At 44.5% G+C, this 20144-nt stretch carries 20 protein-coding genes; 14 read left to right on the top strand and 6 right to left on the bottom strand.

The window, feature by feature from the left end; translation table 11 throughout:
* Positions 1-17: 17 nt before the first annotated feature.
* A complete protein-coding gene (locus GTQ38_RS12320; RefSeq protein ID WP_238857912.1) occupies positions 18-1514 on the bottom strand; it encodes a glycoside hydrolase family 32 protein in 1497 nt (498 codons plus the stop codon).
* A gap of 114 nt (positions 1515-1628) precedes the next feature.
* Between GTQ38_RS12320 and GTQ38_RS12315 the strand changes: the two genes are divergently transcribed.
* The 9 genes from GTQ38_RS12315 to GTQ38_RS12275 all read left to right on the top strand — a co-directional run bounded on the left by GTQ38_RS12315 (position 1629) and on the right by GTQ38_RS12275 (position 8908).
* Complete coding sequence (locus tag GTQ38_RS12315; RefSeq protein WP_238857911.1) at positions 1629-2183, top strand: rhodanese-like domain-containing protein; 555 nt, start codon at positions 1629-1631, stop codon at positions 2181-2183.
* A gap of 86 nt (positions 2184-2269) precedes the next feature.
* Positions 2270-2935: a TIGR04282 family arsenosugar biosynthesis glycosyltransferase gene (locus GTQ38_RS12310; RefSeq protein ID WP_317169071.1), complete on the top strand. Its 666-nt coding sequence runs from the start codon at positions 2270-2272 to the stop codon at positions 2933-2935.
* A 6-nt stretch (positions 2936-2941) separates the two neighbouring features.
* A complete protein-coding gene (locus GTQ38_RS12305; RefSeq protein ID WP_161435823.1) occupies positions 2942-3760 on the top strand; it encodes a purine-nucleoside phosphorylase in 819 nt (272 codons plus the stop codon).
* The gene (arsM, locus tag GTQ38_RS12300; RefSeq protein ID WP_161435822.1) at positions 3757-4722 is read left to right on the top strand and encodes an arsenosugar biosynthesis arsenite methyltransferase ArsM; all 966 of its coding nucleotides are present in this window, start codon (positions 3757-3759) and stop codon (positions 4720-4722) included. Before GTQ38_RS12305 ends, arsM begins: the two co-directional genes overlap by 4 nt.
* Positions 4723-4764: 42 nt before the next feature.
* On the top strand, positions 4765-5526 hold the full coding sequence (locus tag GTQ38_RS12295) for a DUF547 domain-containing protein (RefSeq protein WP_161435821.1): 762 nt from the start codon (positions 4765-4767) through the stop codon (positions 5524-5526).
* On the top strand, positions 5498-6199 hold the full coding sequence (locus tag GTQ38_RS12290) for a TIGR04283 family arsenosugar biosynthesis glycosyltransferase (RefSeq protein ID WP_161435820.1): 702 nt from the start codon (positions 5498-5500) through the stop codon (positions 6197-6199). Before GTQ38_RS12295 ends, GTQ38_RS12290 begins: the two co-directional genes overlap by 29 nt.
* Positions 6200-6291: 92 nt before the next feature.
* Complete coding sequence (locus GTQ38_RS12285) at positions 6292-7158, top strand: helix-turn-helix domain-containing protein (protein WP_161435819.1); 867 nt, start codon at positions 6292-6294, stop codon at positions 7156-7158.
* Positions 7159-7242: 84 nt separating this feature from the next.
* Positions 7243-8121 (top strand): NAD(P)-dependent oxidoreductase, encoded by an 879-nt coding sequence (locus GTQ38_RS12280; protein ID WP_161435818.1) that lies wholly within the window; start codon positions 7243-7245, stop codon positions 8119-8121.
* A gap of 10 nt (positions 8122-8131) precedes the next feature.
* Entirely contained in the window at positions 8132-8908 is a 777-nt protein-coding gene (locus tag GTQ38_RS12275) for an outer membrane lipoprotein-sorting protein (protein ID WP_161435817.1), read from the top strand.
* A gap of 30 nt (positions 8909-8938) precedes the next feature.
* Here GTQ38_RS12275 and GTQ38_RS12270 read toward each other — a convergent pair whose 3' ends face one another.
* The 5 genes from GTQ38_RS12270 to GTQ38_RS12250 form a co-directional block, all read right to left on the bottom strand.
* Positions 8939-10000, bottom strand: a complete 1062-nt coding sequence (locus GTQ38_RS12270) for an N-acetylmuramoyl-L-alanine amidase family protein (RefSeq protein WP_161435816.1) — start codon at positions 9998-10000, stop codon at positions 8939-8941.
* A gap of 176 nt (positions 10001-10176) precedes the next feature.
* Positions 10177-11439 (bottom strand): POTRA domain-containing protein, encoded by a 1263-nt coding sequence (locus tag GTQ38_RS12265; RefSeq protein WP_394350968.1) that lies wholly within the window; start codon positions 11437-11439, stop codon positions 10177-10179.
* An 87-nt stretch (positions 11440-11526) separates the two neighbouring features.
* A complete protein-coding gene (locus tag GTQ38_RS12260; protein WP_161435815.1) occupies positions 11527-12528 on the bottom strand; it encodes a glycoside hydrolase family 113 in 1002 nt (333 codons plus the stop codon).
* Between the two features lie 46 nt (positions 12529-12574).
* Positions 12575-13462 (bottom strand): hypothetical protein, encoded by an 888-nt coding sequence (locus GTQ38_RS12255; protein WP_161435814.1) that lies wholly within the window; start codon positions 13460-13462, stop codon positions 12575-12577.
* A gap of 30 nt (positions 13463-13492) precedes the next feature.
* A complete protein-coding gene (locus GTQ38_RS12250) occupies positions 13493-14212 on the bottom strand; it encodes a DUF547 domain-containing protein (protein ID WP_161435813.1) in 720 nt (239 codons plus the stop codon).
* Between the two features lie 236 nt (positions 14213-14448).
* On the opposite strand from GTQ38_RS12250, the gene GTQ38_RS12245 reads away from it, so the two are divergent.
* The 5 genes from GTQ38_RS12245 to GTQ38_RS12225 are packed head-to-tail and all read left to right on the top strand — an operon-like array spanning position 14449 to position 20134.
* On the top strand, positions 14449-15795 hold the full coding sequence (locus GTQ38_RS12245; RefSeq protein WP_161435812.1) for an NAD(P)/FAD-dependent oxidoreductase: 1347 nt from the start codon (positions 14449-14451) through the stop codon (positions 15793-15795).
* Between the two features lie 46 nt (positions 15796-15841).
* Positions 15842-17425 (top strand): 4Fe-4S binding protein, encoded by a 1584-nt coding sequence (locus GTQ38_RS12240; protein WP_161435811.1) that lies wholly within the window; start codon positions 15842-15844, stop codon positions 17423-17425.
* Between the two features lie 45 nt (positions 17426-17470).
* Entirely contained in the window at positions 17471-17959 is a 489-nt protein-coding gene (locus GTQ38_RS12235) for a toxin-antitoxin system YwqK family antitoxin (RefSeq protein ID WP_161435810.1), read from the top strand.
* Positions 17959-18648, top strand: a complete 690-nt coding sequence (locus GTQ38_RS12230) for a glycosyltransferase family 2 protein (RefSeq protein ID WP_161435809.1) — start codon at positions 17959-17961, stop codon at positions 18646-18648. Before GTQ38_RS12235 ends, GTQ38_RS12230 begins: the two co-directional genes overlap by 1 nt.
* A 1-nt stretch (position 18649) precedes the next feature.
* Entirely contained in the window at positions 18650-20134 is a 1485-nt protein-coding gene (locus tag GTQ38_RS12225) for a cellulose synthase family protein (RefSeq protein WP_161435808.1), read from the top strand.
* The last annotated feature ends 10 nt before the right edge of the window (positions 20135-20144 follow it).

Genomic DNA, 20144 nt, shown 5'->3' with positions numbered 1-20144 from the left:
TTCCCAACCCTTATTTACTACCAAATCGTCTCAGCCCTGCTGATCTCCAGGTCCGGGATATCCAGATCTTCTTCCGATGGATTCCGGATCTCCAATTCAGTATAGGGTTCATTAGGAAAGAGCTGCGCCGTCATCACGTACTCTCCGTCATTGATAAAAACTTCTATGGAAGACCAATCCATCAGTATCCTGAAAGTGGCAGGAGCATCCCCTAAATCAGCAACCGGCATTTGCTGAATTTTGTCGGCAAAATTCTCTTTGAATGCCGTCTTGCCCGAAGCGACACGGTCCAACAGGAAAAGGTTTTTATCGCTATCCAGGGTCAGGACCAGTTCTTCCTCCAGGGAATTTTTAAATTTCAATACGAAATCCCCTGAAGTCGAAAAACGAACCTCAGCCTGGTTCAGATTATCGAATGTTATGGTTTTTGATGCTTCGGAAGCTAATTGAACGGATTCCTGTACTTCGCGCTTTAGGATGGTACCAAAATTCTCCACAGGACTGCTGGCAACTATAAAGCGATCGCCTTTTTTCAAAAGTCGCAGATTCCTGGGTAAGGTCATAGCGCTACGCCAATTTTCAGTTGGCGTATCCCGGGCATAGTCCCAATTGCTCATCCATCCGATAAACAAGCGCTCCTCATCCGGAAGATTGTTATAGGTGACCCCGGCGTAGTTGTCCGTACCCCAATCCAGCCAACGTGTGTCTTTTTGATTGGAAGTAAATTGCGTGCCGTTAAAATTTCCTATAAAATATTGGGTGCCACTACCTCCGTTAGGAGCTCCCGGATTAATACTTATTAGCAATACCCATTTTTCCTCCCCGGTCTCCTCGTCTTTCATCGCAAAAAGATCCGGGCATTCCCATACCCCGCCATGGGCGCCAACATCCTTGCCAAAATCGCTCAGGTATTCCCATTCTCTCAGATTTTCGGAACGATAGAACTTCGCGTGATCTCCTGCTACCAGGACCATGATCCAACTGGAAGAATCCGCATGCCAAAAAACTTTCGGGTCCCTGAAATCCCTGATACCCGCTTCATTACCTATAACAGGATTGTCCTGATATTTGGTCCAGGTAGCGCCTTTGTCCAGGCTATACGCGATTCCCTGGGTCTGGAAATCCGAACGCCCTTCCTGCTCCCCTTCCATATTGTGATAGGTAAAAATGGCGACCATAGGAGGCTTGTCTGCGGTGCCAAATCCCGAAGTATTTTCATAGTCTACTACCGCGCTGCCGGAAAAAATAAGGCCGTGCTCATCCGGGAATAAGGCGATGGGCCGGTGTTCCCAGTATACCATATCCTTGCTTACCGCATGGCCCCAGTGCATGGGTCCCCACACAATATCTCCGGGGTAATACTGATAGAACAAATGGTAAGTCCCGTCGTAGTATACCAGTCCGTTGGGATCGTTCATCCATTTCTCTTCCGGAGAAAAATGGAATTGTGGCCGGTAGGCTTCCCGGTACCTCATCGAATCTATAACAGCAACTTCGTCTCCTGACTTATTCATGTCTTTGTTCTTACACCCCATCAACGTTATTAAAACGGCGCAAAAAATACAACCTTTCTTAACAGTTTCCATACTTAAAACGGATTTTGATAAAAATACTTTTATTTTCGTTCCTTGAAAAATCCTTTTACCTTCAATTTATGGGAGTTTCATTACCTTAATACCATGTATTTTCGCCTTCGTCTTATCGTATTGCTCTTAGGTATTTTTATTACCGGTGTTTCTGGTCAGGAAACCATTAAGGAAACTCTGGAAACACTGAATAAAAATTCCATACCCTATATCTCAGTGGAAGAATTGGCCAAAATAGACGAGCCAGTACTTTTGGATACCAGGAGCAAAGAGGAATTCCGCGTAAGCCGTCTTAAAAATGCCATTTGGGTTGGCTATGAAGACTTCAAGGCCGGCAGGGTGAGTAGGAAGATCAAGGACAAGAAGAAAGAACTGATCGTCTATTGCTCCGTTGGAGTGCGTTCAGAAGTGATTGGCGATACACTAAAAGTACTGGGTTATGAAAACGTCCGAAATCTTTACGGAGGTATTTTTGAATGGAAGAACAAGGAACTTCCAGTTTACGATCGCAAAGGCATGCAAACCGAAAAGGTACACGCCTTTGATGAATACTGGGGCAAATTGCTAAAGAAAGGGGAGAAAGTTTATCCCGACTAAAGTTTTGAACAGGAAGTTTACGCTTTTCACGAAATTTTTAATTTTGGCAGTGAAAAGACCCCGGCTAATTTAAAACCCTCGATTCCTTGCATATTGTAAACCCCCACGAAGACAAGAAAGACCCCCAGTCCATTCACCTGAATACCGTAGCAATGAAAGACCTGCTACTGATCTTTACCCGAAATCCCAAACTTGGAAAAGTCAAGACCCGCCTTGCCGCTACCGTTGGAGACCAGGCAGCTTTGAATATATATGAATTTCTTTTGCGACATACTTTTGAAATCACTAAGGAATTAAATGTTGCCAGGGAAGTTCACTACTCTGAAAGCATTGCAGAAAATGATATCTGGGACAATTCAAGATTCACCAAGAAAGTGCAGGTGGGGGCAGACCTTGGAAAACGGATGCACCACGCCTTTCAATCGGGTTTTGAGAGCGGATTTGAGCGGGTAATGATCATCGGTAGTGATATGTACGACCTTTCCCAGGAAGACCTTGAAAAAGCTTTCGATCTACTCAGGGAATATGATTATGTGCTGGGTCCTGCCGTGGATGGGGGGTATTACCTTTTTGGCATGCGGGTCTTCAGCCCTGAAGTTTTTCAGCACAAGGCCTGGGGATCAGAAACCGTACTTTCAGATACCCTGAAAGACCTGGAGGGGAAAAGTGTAAAATTACTGGAACCCCGTAACGACATAGACGTCTTTGAAGACATCAAAGACAATCCGGCATTTAAACCCTTTTTGAAATAATTCATTATGCTTACGCAAAAACAACTTGAAGAATCCACTACATACCTGAAGAACAGAGGATTTGACTCTCCTGAGATCGGTATTGTTCTGGGTACCGGCCTGGGTAAAATGGTACACGAGATCAAAGATCCGATAGAAGCCCATTACAACCACATCCCCTTCTTTCCGCTGGCCACCGTAGAATTCCACTCCGGAAAACTGATCTATGGTAAACTGGAGGGAAAAAAGGTGGTGGTGATGCAGGGCAGATTTCACCTTTATGAAGGTTATGACCATACCGATGTTACCTATCCAATTCGGGTGATGCATATGCTGGGAATCCAAAAACTCTTCATTTCTAACGCCGCCGGTGCTATCAACCTCAGCTACAAAAAAGGGGATATGATGCTGATCGAAGACCATATCAACCTGCAGGGAGGTTCACCACTGGCGTTTAAGAATGTGGCGGAGTTTGGAGATCGATTTGTGGATATGAGTGAACCCTACGACCCGGAAATGCGTAAGCGTATTGAGGAAATTGCCGAACAAGAGCAGATTACACTGAGAAAAGGGGTCTATGTGTCAGTGGTCGGTCCGCAATTGGAAACCAAGGCGGAATACCGTATGCTGAAGGTACTCGGGGCTGATGCTGTTGGAATGAGTACAGTGCCGGAAGTAATTGTTGCCAATCATTTACGACTACCAATAGTAGCGGTTTCCGTGCTAACCGATGAATGTGATCCTGACAATCTGGAACCCATTAATATTCAGGAGATTATTGCAATCGCCGAGCAAACAGAGCCCAAAATGATCAAACTATTCAAAGAATTAATAAAGACACTATGAGTTATTTAGAAGCGACAAACACCTTATACAAAGAAGCAGCGCTTACCCCCGATGTAGGCCTCTGCTGTACGACCAGCCCGGTTTGGCAGTTCCCCGGCCTGTCCATTCCGAAGATCATGCAGCAAATGAATTACGGATGTGGAAGTACAGTTTCCGCTCAGGACCTTGTAAACGATCCCAGGATCTTATATGTTGGTGTGGGAGGTGGCATGGAGTTGCTTCAATTCGCTTATTTTTCAAGACAGGCCGGTGGGGTTACCGGGGTAGACAGCGTTCCGGAAATGCTGGAAGCCTCCCGAAGGAATTTTGAAATAGCAGAACAGGAGAATGACTGGTTCAAAAGTGATTTTGTAAAATTGGTCAAGGGAGATGCGCTTAATCTTCCTATAGAGGATGAAAGTATAGACGTTGCAGCCCAGAACTGCCTCTTCAACATTTTTAAGATGGAAGATCTGAGAAAAGCTGTTTCAGAAATGTACCGGGTCTTAAAGCCACACGGCAGACTCGTTATGAGTGATCCGGTCTGCGAGCAGCCTATGAACGATACTTTGAGAAATAACGACAGGCTTCGCGCACTTTGCCTTAGCGGAAGTATCCCCGTTAAGGATTACATCAAAGTACTGACGGATGCTGGTTTCGGTACCATAGAAATACGGGCCAGAAGGTCTTACCGGGTGCTCTCTCCGAACCACTATCCTACGGACGAACTGGTTCATATAGAATCTATAGAGATCGCCGCGATCAAAGATCCGATGCCGGAAGACGGTCCCTGCGTATTTACGGGAAAGACCGCCATATACTATGGGGATAAGGAATACTTTGACGATAATAAGGGACACGTTCTTTTGCAGAACCAGCCGCTTGCTGTTTGCGATAAGACCGCCGCGGCCCTGGCAAAAGAGAGCGATGAGATCCATATCAGTGAAAGTACCTGGCACTACAACGGCGGAGGCTGTTGTTAAGTCGGAAGCTACTGATCAATTAAGTATTTAATAGATAAAAAGATGCGAATTCTTCTTGTACTAATGGCTTTTTTGAGTTTCCTGCCCGGATCGGAAGCGGCATATTCCTGGGAAATGCCCGCTAATGCCCAGGCGACAGAAGAATTGGATCATACAGCCTGGGACAAACTTCTAAAGAAATACGTCAGCGCGGACGGGAACGTGGTGTATACCAAGTTCAAAGAAGACCTTCCGGCTTTAACGGATTATTTGAAATACCTTGGAGCCAACGAGCCGGCGGAAACGGCTTCCGCCAATGAGCGACTGGCCTTTTACATCAACCTTTACAATGCTGCAACGGTAAAGCTAATTTTGGACAATTATCCCGTTTCCAGCATTAAAGAAATTAAAGCGCCCTGGGCTACCAAGTGGATTCAGCTTGGAGACCGCAAGATCTCCCTTGGTCAGATTGAACATAAGATCCTCCGTAAAATGGGAGAGCCGCGAATTCATTTTGCGATCAATTGTGCCTCCTATTCTTGTCCGAAACTTCTAAACGAGGCCTTTACCTCAGGGAAGATGGAACAACAACTTGCAGAGGTAACACGTTCTTTCATTGAAGATAAGAGTCGGAATGTGATCGGTGAAGACACGCTGCAACTTTCGGAGATCTTTAAATGGTATAAGAAGGACTTTACAGCATCCGGCACCCTGATCGATTATCTGGAGGCAAACGGCAGCGGCCCTATTCAACCTAAAACCAAAATAGAGTATTTAAAGTACGATTGGAGTTTGAATGAAGCAAAGAAGTTTTCAGCATATTAGTATTATTATCCCCGTCCTCAATGAGGAAACCCATATCGGTAGCCTGCTGCAACATCTAAAAGCACAGTCCCTGAATTTCGTAAAGGAGATTATCGTGGTAGATGGGGGTAGTTCCGATAACACTGTTACAGTTGCCCTAAATCATGGTGTAAGTGTACTCCACTCCAATAAAGGCCGTGCAAAGCAAATGAACTTCGGGGCCAAACACGCCACCGGAGAAGTTCTGTATTTCCTGCATGCGGATACTTTCCCTCCACGTAATTTCGATAAACGCATTGCAGAAGCCGTGCAAAACGGTCTGGAAGCAGGCTGTTTTCGGATGAAATTTGATCACAAGAGCAGGTTCCTGCGTTTTTTCTCCTGGTTTAGCCGAATAAATTACCGCATTTGCCGTGGTGGAGATCAATCCCTGTTTATCACTGCAAAACTTTTTGAGGAAGCAAGTGGATTTAATGAGGAATATGTGATCTACGAAGACAACGAATTCATAGGCCGACTCTATAAAATGACGGTTTTTACCATTTTGCCTCAGCACGTCAGGACCTCAGCACGTAAATACGAAAAAATGGGTCTGGTAAAACTGCAATACCACTTTGGGATCATTCACCTGAAGAATTTTTTAGGCGCCGGTCCGGAGCAACTGTATCAGTATTATCGCAGAAATATCCTTTAACTCAGGTCAGGCATAGCGGTTCTGACCTAAAATCGTTACTTTTAGAAAAAAGCGCCATTTGTTTTGGTTCAAAATCTGCAATTTAGCTTTTGATGAAAGTTGTCCCTCAAGCATTCTATCAACACCCTAATATTGAAAAAGTCCTGGTAGACGGCCTTTCGGCTGTGATCCTGAAAAAGGTAAGCCAGGCAGATCTTCAGAACGAACGCTATCTTGCCGCTCATGCCCTTACCTATGTCCGCAACGGCAGCCTGCAAGTGGAGGCGGTGGATGGTCAACTGCTCCGTGTTCCTAAGAACCACTTCGTATTTATTCCGAAAGGCCTGTATATGATCTCGGATATCATCCCTCAGGATGAATTCTTTGAAGCGATGGTCTTTTTCTTTGACGAAACGCTGACAGATACTTTTCTGGAACGTTTTGATCCTGATGTTGATAAAGCTTCCGGGGAACTACTGCTTATCCCTCACAATGATGACCTTCGCTTGTTTGCAGACAATCTTAGCGCTCTTTATCGGGGAAAGAACCACCATCAGTTTACCACTCCCAAACTTCTGGAGTTGCTTCACCTGCTAAGCCTGTCCCCTCAGGGAGAAGACTTTGTAAACAGGCTGAAAGCCCTCAAAAAAAGGAACAAAAAAAGCCTGAAGGCCTTCATGGACGAACACTATGACAAGCCGTTGGACATAAAAGACTACGCCTATCTGACCGGAAGAAGCATCTCTACCTTCCAACGCGATTTTAAGCGAAGGTTTCACAGTTCTCCCAAGCAGTGGTTAATTGAAAAGAGACTCAGGAAAGCAGCCTCGCTCCTGAGACATTCCACACTGTCTGTCAACGAGGTAAAGCTGGCTGTAGGCTACGAGAACATATCGCATTTTATCAAGGCCTTTCACAAAAAGTACGGCAGTTCTCCAAAACAATTCCAACTGCAGTACAGAAAAAATATGTTCATTTAAGAATCTGACCGAAAACCACCAGTTTTATTCTTAGCCCTCATTTTAGCCTTTCCAAATACATCAATTTTGCTAAAAAATAAAGATATGGATACAATTGCTTTTATAGGATTAGGCATTATGGGCAGTAGGATGGCCGCCAATTTACAGAATGCGGGATATCAACTTGTCATTCACAACAGGACAAAAGATAAAGGACAAAATCTACTGGATAAGGGCGCAAAATGGGCTGATGATGCCAACAAAGCGGTAAAGGGTCGGAATATTGTTATTAGCATGTTATCCACTCCAGAGGTGGTCAGCGATCTGGCTGTAGGTGCCAATGGTTTTTTAAGCGATATAAAAGCCGGGGCGATTTGGGTGAATTGCAGTACGATAAACCCATCCCTTAGCCGGGAATTGAAAATGCGGGCAGCGGAAAAAGAAATTAGCTACGTTGACGCTCCTGTGGCTGGTACAAAAGGCCCTGCGGAGAAGGGGGAACTGCTATTCCTTGTTGGCGCAGAGCCAGAGGACCTGTCCCGAGTGAGACCCTTATTGGAAGTCATGGGACGGAAAATACTACACCTGGGTGAATCCGCTCAGGGCTCGGATATGAAAATGCTGATCAACCTCCTCTTGGGACAATCCATGCTGGCCTTCGCTGAGGCCCTGGTCCTGGGCAAAGAAATGGGGCTTCCCGGGAAGACTCTTTTTGATGTGCTTTTAAACACTCCTGTTGCGGCTCCTTACCTCAGCCTGGTACGGCCCAAATTCGAAAGCGGCGATTACGAAGCCAATTTTCCCCTGCAATGGCTACAAAAAGACCTGCAGCTTGTGAGCAATACTGCCTATGAGCAGGGCGTGGCCATGCCTTCACTTAACCTGGCCAAGGAGGTTTATGCTCTTGCCAAACAAAGTGGGTACGCCGAGAAAGATTTTAGCTCCATTTACGACTACCTTCACAACAAAAAAACATCACTTTAATCCACAAACAATGAAAACAATAACCGGAATATTAGTATTGATCCTCGCATTTGTACCTATTGCCGTCAGCGCACAGGATGCTAAACAATTGGTTACGGAAATGATAGAGACCGTAGGCGGGAAGAAAAACTTTTATCGCCTTAAAAATGTCAGCTATGACTACGAATACCAAAACGGAATTCTTCCCCTAACGCTGATAGCGCATGAGACCTATGTCTTCAATGGAGAATTGTCTCACGCGGTCTACAGTGCGCACACCATGACAGCTCCTGAGGGGGAGAAGGTGGTGGAAGGCTTTGACGGGAATGAAGCCTGGGTTACCGTAAACGGGCAACTTTCGGATAACGAACAGGCAAATAATTTTTCGAGATTTATTCGCAAAACAAATTACTACTGGTTTAGTATGTTCTTTAAACTACTGGACGATGGCATCAATTACGAACATTTGGGAACTAAGAAAGTCAATGGAAAAGACTATGAACTGGTGCGCATCAGTTATGGCGAAAACGTAGGAGATGCCCAGGACACTTACGTCCTTTACATCAACAAAGAAACCAAGCGGATAGATCAGTTCCTCTTTACCGTAATGGGCTTTGGAATAGCCGAACCCAGCCTAATGGTCATGGAATACGAAACCGTTGATGGGATCCAAATTCCGAGCAAGCGGAAATACATCAAAGCGGATTGGGACGGAAATGTAAAAGGAGACGAATGGATCACCACCAATTGGACGAATATTAAGTTCAACCAGGAGATTGACAGATCCATATTCAACAAACCGGAATAAAAGGGGCAAAGTACATATGACAGCCTGGTATTAGCGGGTAGTTCTGGTGGGATTATTTTTCTCGTAATCCAATAAGGCTCCCTCGCTGATCCACTTGGCCAGGGCCTGCCGATTGTCCGGGTCCAGAATGCGGCGTTGGTCCTTTTTGTTGTTGATGTTACCAATTTCTATATAAGCCATGGCGGGAAGGGTCTTTCTAACCAGGTACAAATTACTGCGATCACTAAAAGTTCCGGTATACGTTCTATTGGGCTGGTATTTCCGGTATTTAAGCTCAAAGGTTTTATGAATACTCTCTGCCAGTTTCTTACCACTTTTGCTGTTTTCGTGATGGTAAAAGAACACATCGATATTCTGGCCTTTACTCCGGCTGTCCACATGTGTCACGATCAGGCGTTGGTGTTTGCCCTTGTGCTTCATGTATAATTTGTTTACCGCTTTCACCCGCTGATCCAGGCGTGCCTTGTGGTTTAATGGGATGGCTTTGTTAGGGTAAGTGACCTCGTCCTTATCCATTTCCAGTATGCGTTCGTCCCTGATACCGTCATTCGGATCGCGAATAATTACGTATACCATTGCCCCGTGGGAAAGCAGTTCTTTGGCGAGGCGCAGGCTAATATCATAGGCGTATTCATCTTCAGAGATCTGCTTACCTACATAATTAGTGACAGCACCGGGATCCGGACCTCCGTGGCCCGCGATCACATAATAAACAGTTCCCTGAAGGCGGGTACTCTTAGGCTCCACTATGGCGTGTTCATCCCCAAAGATCGGATAAGCGATTCCCTTAACAGGCCTTGTTTCTGTTGCTACTTTGACCTCTGACCCTGCCTTGTCTAAGGTATCGAGTTCCGCGGTAGGTATTAAATAGGACTTTCCCTCGTATAGGTGGATGCTATCCCTGAGATTCTCCCGATTCAATTCCACAAAATCGTCGTATAACTCATAGGGGTTCACCCCTTGTTTTCGCAACAGCGAATATATCCCGTCACCTTTCTCGGCCACTACAGCGGGTAAGGAATCCTGAGAGAAGGCTCCGAAAAGAGGAAAAAGAAAAATTGGGAAGAGAAGCGAGGCGCATCTCCGCTTCATAGATATAGTGTTCATAGTTTAAGGAAACGGTTCTATCTTATAAACTCAAAAACAATGCCTAAAATTGTGCATATATCCCACAAAATTAGAGAACACAACAACCGCAAACACGGCAATTTCCAGAATTAATTAACGGAGTATTCAACAATCGGCAGATGGTTTTCGTCCCTGGTCTTTTAGAAGTATTGTCCTATACCAAAAACTATTCCCCGGCTGGCTTCCTTAGTTATCCCGTAGCCATAATCAATACGAAAAACAGCATTAAAGATCCTTTTGTGAATGAACCGCAGTCCCAAACCGGGATAAACCCGAATGTTCTGATCATCCCCAAAATCACTAAAATCTCCGCCAGGATTCCTCCAGGAACCCCCATCAATGAAGATATTACTTTGCAGCACGAACCAGTCTTTGTCTATCCAGGTATGCCGGTATTCAGTATTTAGTACGATGGCTCCTGTGCCCCTGTCGATGGTGTTCCCCACACCTCGGATATTCAAATTGTTATCCACGGTAAAGGGGGCGAAAGGAGAATCTACATTACTGGCCAGTCCAAGGCGCAATCTGTTGGCCCAATTGCCCTTTTTGCCCACACGTTTAAAGTATACAAAATCGTTGAAGCCGATCAGGAACTCCGGAAGCTGTATATCCGTACTGATCACATATTGGAAATTCAGTGTACTCCTAAAACCAGATAAGTACTGGTAGTAATAACTGATGTTGTCGTAATTGTAGATCAGCTTGAACAGAGATTTGTCTACGTTGAGTTGCTGCGGCACCTCCGGGCTGGTAAAACCAAATAGATATTGATAGTCTTCAGTAAACCAGCTATATCCCAATTCAAACCTGTTTTTAAAGTTCGGTTCATAGATCCCCAGTACCTCAAATCCTTTGTTGTTGTAGCGGTAGTCTGCCGTGGTGTCCTCGAAAAAGACAGGTTCCTGGGTGGTAAAATCCTTGTAATTGACCTCCATACCCAACTTATTGCTGAATAAATAAGGCGCCCTGATATTTATGCCGTAGGAGTTAAATATGTCGTACTGATAAAATCCTCCAAGGGTAATATTCCTGCCTAAAAAATTAAACTCCTGAAGACCCACTCTAAAAGCGAACTCATCGTTGGTAGAAGTGTAGACATTGGCGAAGGGGATAAGCGTAAAATTCTCTTCCACATTGTAAAAGACATTATGCATGCCATCTATGGACGAAAAAACCTGGAAATAGGCGTGTGAGACAGAGGGTAAGCGTTTCAATCTTTCCACATCCTGGTTCAGCATAGTGGAATCTAACTCCATCCCCGGTTTTACCCTAACCAGATTTTTGATGAATGATGTTTTAAGGCGCTTGTTTCCCTGGATCTTTACGTCTAGTATCCGACCGTCCTGGGAGAAACTCCAGGTAGCACAACACAGCAAGCACAGAAGAGGAAGTTTCTTTATCACAGCAGGTTAAAATTTTAACCGCTTAAAGATAGGGCATTCAGCTAACAGAAAGTTCACAATTACAAATTCAATTCAGGAAAATGCAACTCAATAGGAACTGTAGTATTTCTTTATGATTTCCTGGGCAGGTTTATTCTGAGGAGTAAATCTATTATCCTGGGCTCCTCCAACTCTTTTGTGATCTATAAACCATTTCCAGACATAGCCCCCGGCGAACCAATCCTCCTTCCAGAACTCTTCAAATATGGCCCGTTTCGCATTGGCCTGGGCATTGAGATTAACCCTTTCCTCATTTTCGTCTACAAGCCAGGGTTTTTTGGCAGTATAATCCATGCTGCGATACCCAAACTCAGTAAAAAGCACCGGCTTACCTACCTTTTTAGCAAGTAACGCTATCTTCTCTTTCCAGGGTTTCCATCCCGCTTTCAGTTCTTCTACAGAGGGTGTTTTTGATTCGGACAGCGGGAAATAAGCATCGATCCCAATATAATCCAGAGCTTCCCAGAAGGGGGTGCGTTTGTATTCATCCCAGTTGGCGGCATAAGTTAGCTTACCCTTGTAGATCGCCCGTATCTTATTGATCAGTCCTTTCCAGTATTCAGGCCTGTTAATTACAAATTTCTCCAGCTCAGTACCAATGCAAAGTACCGCCACATTAGTTTCCTGGGCCACCCTGGCATAGGTAAGCATAAACTTGTCATAGGATTCTTCCAGGGTCTTCCAGTCCTCTTCGGATTTCATGATCAGGGTACCGGTAAACTCTCCCCTCCATATCCAGATCTGAGGCTTAAGCATTACCTCAATATTGTTTTTATGGAGCATCTCAATATACTGTTTGGCACCTTGCTTGGTCTCTCCGAACCACTGACGGTCCGTATCAAAAATGATCTCCGGCGAATGAATGTCGCGGATAAACCCAAACGGCATCACAGCAGCGTGATTGGCGTTTATCCTCATAACCTCATCTACATGAGTCTGTAGCGCCTTGTTCCGCGAGGCCACAAAACTCACCCCATTGATCTTCTCCATAACCTGACTCGTACAGGAAAATTGCAAAAGGCATAAAAAAAGAAGTCCTAACCTTCGCATTGCAAGTGGTTTAAGACTTCTAAAATAAGGTATTTATCGATTTGTGCTAAAAAATAGCGCGTAATCCAATGTTAAATGTTTCTCCCAGGCCGGTATTGCTACCACGTACAAAATTGGTATAAAGGGCTTCAATGTTCAATTCGTCCGTCAACTGATATTTGGCACCTCCTCCAAGAGCCGTAAAATCCTGGGCAAAATTGTTCCCCAGATCAATGCGTTGGGAGTGTTGTGCCAGCACAAGTACGGTGAACTTAGAACTCGGAAAATAACTTAGGAACAATCCAGGGTTCAGATTCAGACTGTTGTTGGCAAAGCTCTTGTCCTCATCTCCAAAATTAAGTTCGGTGGTCAGCTCTGAAAATAACTGCCATTTATTTCCGGGGAAAGTGTAATCGTAAAATAGCCGGTTCTGCCATACAAAACCATTTTGCTCCAAAAAGACATCGTTTTCCGTTTCGTTGTCGATCAATGGGATAAACAGCGAACTCTGAATGGAAAAATTACTCAGGGAAGCAATAGGCACAAATTTTACGGAAGGCGCAATTGCTGTTAACCCGGATCTGGCTGTGCCTTCTTCTCCGTCAAAACTGAATACATCCAAAGCGCTCCTGTCATTAACCACATTTGAACGAAATCTGAGGATTCCTCCAATGTTCCACCGCTTGTTATTTCCAATACCGGTATAAGCCTCCAGGGTGGAAGTAAAAAAGGTCTGCCTCCGTTCCCGACCATCTGTAAAGGTACTTTCTGTCTGGGTATAGAGGTTGTTGAACCATTTGAGGTCCCACTGCCCTTTACCGATCAGTTTGGAAGGGGTGTATTGCTGTATGTTACTTTGAGGTTGAGGATCATTGCCCGTGTTGTCCTGGGAAGAACCCATAAAAGGGGCTAGAAATACTCCCAACATTAGGAGTCCTCTTGAGATCGTTTTCATTTTTTAGAATTTAAGTGATTAAGTATTTTTTTAGCGGTCGTTGAGAGTCCAGTCGTAGGTATAGTAGGAAACCTTCGCCTTTTCAGGTAATTTGTCTTCTTTGTATTTATTGATAAAGCTTACCAGGTCCTGGCCATCCTGTACAAAGTCTTCATTATACCATTCAAAGATCTGTGAGATCTTGACTTTGTTCTTGTTCACCCTGATAAAGTTGGGGTCGTTCAGGGCTTTCTTTGTTTGGGTTTGAAGTTGATCGTCCAGGGTGTTTGGCAAATAGGCCTGACTGATGATCGGAGGGCAACCCAGACCGGCACATACCAGTACAAAGTGAAACCTGGGTTCTTTAGGGAATCTCGCCCGAAGCAATTTGTTTTCCAGATCGTTAAGGGTTGTACTCGTTCCTCCTATTTCGTATTTCTTTTTGTCAAAAAAACCACCGATATCCAGGGGTGATTTTACCGGGTAATTATCTACAATTCCCTTGATAACCAAAAGGTTGTAACTGTTGATCCAGAAAGCCTGATAATTGGCGGCATCATTTTCAGAGACCGATATCCCCTGTGCCATCCGCAGCAATTCATCAAGTTCAGCAGGCTTTGCTTTGATATCCTTATAAGCTACACGCCCATCCTTTACGTACGTCTTAAAAAAGCTGTCTGCCTTGGTAAAAAATTCCGAAGTGCCTTGAGCCTGAACTGAGGTCATAAGGCCTGAGATCATTATTGCGAATACAAATACTAGATTTTTCATGCTATGCGATTTGTTAGTGTTTCAATGCCGCCTAGGTCGCATTAATTTTTGATCCCCTACAAAAAGGGGGCAAATTTATGATTTATTTAAGACTTTCTAAATCAATGCATTAGACGTTCGAAAAGTGCTGCAAAACCTTACAAAAGTCAAGGTATTTATATTTATTCTAAATTGATTCTAAATGTTAAGTTCTTATCTTTAAGATCGACAGAAACCACATCAACTTTTCAATCAACATGGAAAACATTATCATTATAGGAAATGGTATTGCCGGGGTATCTGCTGCCAGGCACATCCGAAAAATGTCTGATAAGAGGATCATTATGATCTCAGCAGAGACGGACCATTTCTTCTCCCGTACCGCACTGATGTATGTTTATATGGGGCATATGAAATACGAACACATTAAGCCCTACGAAGATTGGTTTTGGGATAAGAACCGAATTGAATTGGTTCGCGGTTATGTTACCCAGGTAGATGTTGAGAAAAAAGAGGTACTACTGGAAAACTCCAGAGTATTCCAATACGATAAGCTGATCATCGCCACCGGATCCAAACCGAACAAATTTGGTTGGCCGGGACAGGATCTTCACGGGGTACAGGGTCTGTATTCCAAGCAAGACCTGGACCTGCTGGAGGTAAACGCCCCCAATAAGGACATCTGCAAAAGAGCTGTGATCGTAGGAGGAGGCCTAATTGGTATAGAATTGGCAGAAATGTTGAGGAGCCGGGATATCCCGGTTACCTTCCTGGTCCGGGAAAAGAATTTTTGGGATGGCGTATTGCCGGATGGCGAATCTAAAATGATCAACGAACATATACTGGAACACCATATAGATCTCAGGTTGGATACCAATCTCGTCGAGATCCTTCCGGACGAAAACGGAAGGGTAAGAGCTGTTACTACAGATAAGGGAGATACCATCGACTGTAATATGGTTGGTATTACCCCTGGTGTTTCACCGAATATAAACTTCCTGAAAGACTCCGGAATTGAGCTGGGAAGAGGTGTAAAAGTGAACCGCTACCTGGAGACGAATATCGATGGAGTTTACGCTATAGGGGATTGTGCCGAACAGCACGAGGCCATTGGAAACCGTCGCCCCATAGAAGCGGTTTGGTATACCGGTCGGATGATGGGGGAAACCGTCGCCCAGACCATCTGTGGGAATCGCATTCAGTACAAACCCGGTCACTGGTTCAATTCAGCCAAGTTTCTCGATATCGAGTATCAGACCTACGGCTGGGTCTTTAGCGCCAGGGGAAGAAAGGATTATGAAGAGCAATTCCACTGGAGGCACTCCACAGAAAAGCTTTGTATTACCATTTCGTATCACAAAGACACCAAAGAATTTTTGGGGATCAACACTTTCGGGATCCGCATGCGCCACGAGACCTTTGATCGCTGGCTGAATGAAAAACGTTCCGTTGAGCACGTCATGGAATACCTGAAAGACGCCAATTTTGATCCGGAATTCTATTCCAAATACGAAGAGGAGATCGTCTCTGCCTTTAACACTCAACTAGGAACACAAATAAAAGCCCGTAAAAAAAGCTGGAAACGAATCTTTGCCAGCGCCTGATCCGGCAAAACACCATCAGTTTATTAAGCAATTAAAAGAAATTACTATGAGTACATATGATAAAAGCATGGCCCTTACCGGTCAACCACCAGTAAGCCTTTCCAGGAATCAGCGAATAGCGACCCTACTGGGATTGTCCGGATTGTTCGTAATGCTTTTGGCATCCTTTAATGTAGATTTTCCGAATAAAGGCCTGTGGCTTAGCTTTTCTTTGTTCGCCATTGCCGTGGGCACGGTCTGGTTCTCCAAAGAGGCGTATTCCAGCAAACACAAGGGCATTAAGAACGATGGAGTTTGGTTCAAGTCGATCTCCTCAGCCGGACTCTGGGGTTGGATCGCAGGGGTGGCCCTTACGGGATTTTATATTGTACTCTATTTTTTTCCGGAATACCTTGGCCTGACACCACGTGGTGGCAATACCGGGGTTATTGGCCTATTCGATCCCTTAAGCCGATTGCTCAGCGGTAATCCTGCCAGTCAATGGTTTGTATATGGCACTTTGTATACCGTGGCCATTTTGGCCTTTGGGGTAAAGTTTATCTGGAAGTACAGGCATAACCGATACGAGGTGATCAGGACCATCAGTGTGATGTTCTTTCAAACCGCATTCGCCTTTCTCATTCCGGAGATCATGGCCAGGCTTAACGGAAAGCTGCCGTATTACGACCTCAAAAACGTCTGGCCGTTAAACTATTACAATTTTGAACGTTATCGCATTAATGCTTTTATAGATGCAGGCGATATTGGCCTGGCAATGCTGATATTCGGAGTGCTCTCCATTTTTGTGATCTCCCCTATTCTTACCTTCCGCTACGGCAAACGCTGGTATTGCTCCTGGGTTTGTGGATGCGGAGGCCTGGCAGAGACCGCCGGGGACCCCTTCAGGCATTTAAGTGATAAAAGGTTGTCCGCTTGGAAGGTAGAAAGATGGGTGGTTCACAGTGTAGTGGTATTTGTTACATTGATGACCACGGCAGTGATCTACTCCTATCTCGGTAACGATACCAGCAAATACTGGCTTACAAAAAGTACTTTCCTGATCGGTGTGGCCAGTTTGATCACCGTGATTTTTGTCCTGGTAATGGTTTTTAAGCGGGATGAATTCAAGAAAGATGCAAAGTATGGGGCTATCGGGTATTTTATTATAATCATGGCGCTAATAGGCTTCCACTATTTTAGTGGCGACAACAATATATTCTTATTCAAATCTGAGACCCTCAGAAAGTCTTACGGATTTCTTATCGGCAGTATTTTCTCCGGGGTAATTGGGACAGGCTTCTACCCGGTCTTCGGAAACAGGGTCTGGTGCCGTTTCGGATGCCCTATGGCAGCCATTCTAGGATTCCAGCAGCGGCTTTTCTCCAGGTTTAGAATCACCACCAATGGCGGTCAGTGTATTAGCTGCGGCAATTGCTCTACCTATTGCGAAATGGGAATCGATGTAAGAGCATATGCGCAGAAAGGCGAAAACATCGTACGCTCAAGTTGTGTGGGATGTGGGATCTGTTCTGCGGTCTGCCCAAGAGGGGTTCTTAAACTGGAAAACGGCCCGCTCAAAGGCAGGATTGATGGCAACCAGATCTTACTCGGAAACGATGTGGACCTGATGACCCTCGTAAATAAAAAATAATCTGTTAGCTGAGGCAAAGTTTTGCGACATACCTAAAAAAAGGTCATGGTCCTCAAAGCGCTTTTCGGGTTCCTATTTCTCCTGCTTCCCCTGGCAGAGGACTTAGACGCTTTGAAATTATACCACAGGGATTACTACCAAAACGGGGAATTGAAGTCCGAAGGCTGGCTAAAGATGGGTGAAAAGTCCGATTATTGGAAACACTATCACCCCAATGGCGCCATCGCTCAAAAAGGGCATTACAAGAATAATCAACGGGAGAATTATTGGTATTTCTATGAGGATAACGGAAAGTTATCCAGCGAAGGCCATTACAAAAACGGCAAAAAGGCGGATTGGTGGCTTTTTTATGATGAAAATGGCCGTGTCAATCACAAATGCCAGCTGAGCAATGGGAAGAAAAACGGCTATTGCCTGAAGTATAAGGATGAGAAACTCAACTCTGCGGTAAAATATTCTAATGGAAAAAGAATCAAGGAATGGTATACCTTTAGTAGCTTTAAAAAGGAAAACAAATTGTCCGATTTAAAATAATGGCGGATATAAAGGTTATTATTCCAGCTTTTAACGAAGCGGATTCTATTGCGAAGGTAATACAGGATATTCCTGATACGGTCTCTGAAATAATTGTAGTCAGCAACAATTCCACGGACGATACGATAAAAAATGCAACGAATGCAGGGGCTACCGTACTATCCGAAGACCGAAAAGGTTACGGATATGCCTGCCTTAAGGGCATGGAATATGTTGCCAAACAATCCAAAAAGCCGGATATCATCGTATTTATCGACGGAGACTATTCCGATTACCCTGAGGAGCTGACCAAATTGGTGGCTCCGATCTTAGACGAAGGAATTGATTTTGTTGTAGGGGCCAGGGTACCGGAATTCAGGGAAGCAGGGTCCATGACGCCCCAACAGGTTTTTGGGAATTGGCTGGCTACCTTTCTCATGAAATTGCTTTTTAGGGCAACATTTACCGATCTTGGGCCGTTTAGAGCAATAAAATATGAGAAGTTGTTAACACTGGAAATGGAGGACAAGACCTACGGCTGGACAGTGGAAATGCAGCTGAAAGCGATTAAAAGGAAACTGACATATATCGAAGTACCAGTACATTACAAAAAAAGAATTGGGGTGTCTAAGGTATCTGGAACCGTAAAAGGTAGTATATTTGCAGGCGTAAAAATATTGGGGTGGATATTTAAATACAGCTTAAAATAATATGGGACTAACAATTGCTTACATCATCATTGCAATCTACACAGTTGCATTATTATTGATCTTCTTTTACAGTTTGGCTCAATTGAACCTTCTGGTAAACTATTTGGGTCAGAAAAAAAGGAACGAAGTTGCTCCAAAATTCAATCTCTTAGACCCTAAAGAAATTCCGTTTGTAACCATACAACTTCCTATCTACAATGAAAAATATGTAGTAGAGCGGTTGCTGGACAATATAGCCAAGATCGAGTATCCAAAGAGCAAACTGGAAATCCAGGTACTGGACGATTCCACAGACGATTCCGTAGTGGAAACCGCGGAAAGGGTAAAAGCGCTTCAGGCAACCGGTCTGGATATCCAACACATACGTCGCGAGAACAGGGAAGGCTTTAAAGCAGGAGCTCTTAAAGAAGGATTGAATATCGCCAAGGGCGACTTCATTGCCATCTTTGATGCTGATTTCCTTCCTGATCCCGATTGGCTTAAAAAGACAGTGATCTACTTCAAAGACGAAGAAATTGGGGTAGTACAGACCCGTTGGGGGCATATCAACCGCGATTATTCTACCCTGACCAGGATTCAGGCATTCGCTTTGGATGCACACTTTACCCTGGAACAGGTAGGAAGAAACTCCAAAGGACACTTTATCAACTTTAACGGTACGGCAGGCATCTGGCGTAAGCAGTGCATTTTAGATGCCGGTAACTGGGAAGGAGATACCCTTACTGAAGACCTGGATCTAAGCTACCGCGCGCAACTGAAGAACTGGAAATTCAAATACCTGGAAGACGTGGAAACCCCTGCGGAATTGCCTGTAGTGATCAGTGCGGCCCGTTCTCAGCAGTTCCGATGGAATAAGGGAGGGGCTGAAAACTTTAGAAAATCCGTTTGGAGTGTTATTTCGGCTAAGAACATATCACTAAAAACCAAGTTCCATGGGGTAATGCACCTGCTGAACAGTTCCATGTTCCTCTGTGTTTTCCTCGTTTCTGTATTGAGCATCCCTATGCTTTACATCAAAAACATCTACGGCCACCTGGGTTGGGTTTTTGAGGTGACCAGCTTTTTCATCATCAGTACCATCATACTTTTCATTTGCTATTGGTTTACCTACAAGAGTATACAGGGAAGCAGTTTTGACAATTTCGTCGATTATATAAAACTCTTTTTTACCTTTTTCTCTGTGGCCCTCGGCTTTTCGTTGCACAATAGTGTCGCGGTTCTTGAAGGCCATATGGGGAAACGAAGTGAATTCGTTCGCACCCCGAAATTCAATATCAACAATCTTACAGACAGTTGGAAAGGCAATAAGTATCTGGCCAAGAAATTGTCGCCCAATATGATACTGGAATTTGCCCTGATGGTGTATTTCCTCTTCGGAATGTACAGCGCCATCCCCTTAAATGATTACGGTTTATTTCCTTTTCATTTTATGCTGTTCCTCGGTTTTGGTTTTGTATTCTTCAAGTCCCTGACAGCCAAGGCTTAAACTCGTTTGG

Origin of the sequence: Poritiphilus flavus, from assembly GCF_009901585.1 — a bacterium.
Taxonomy (GTDB): Bacteria; Bacteroidota; Bacteroidia; order Flavobacteriales; family Flavobacteriaceae; genus Poritiphilus; species Poritiphilus flavus.
The sequence above is the reverse complement of the archived record's forward strand: the minus strand, read 5'-3'. Positions and strand labels throughout refer to the sequence as shown.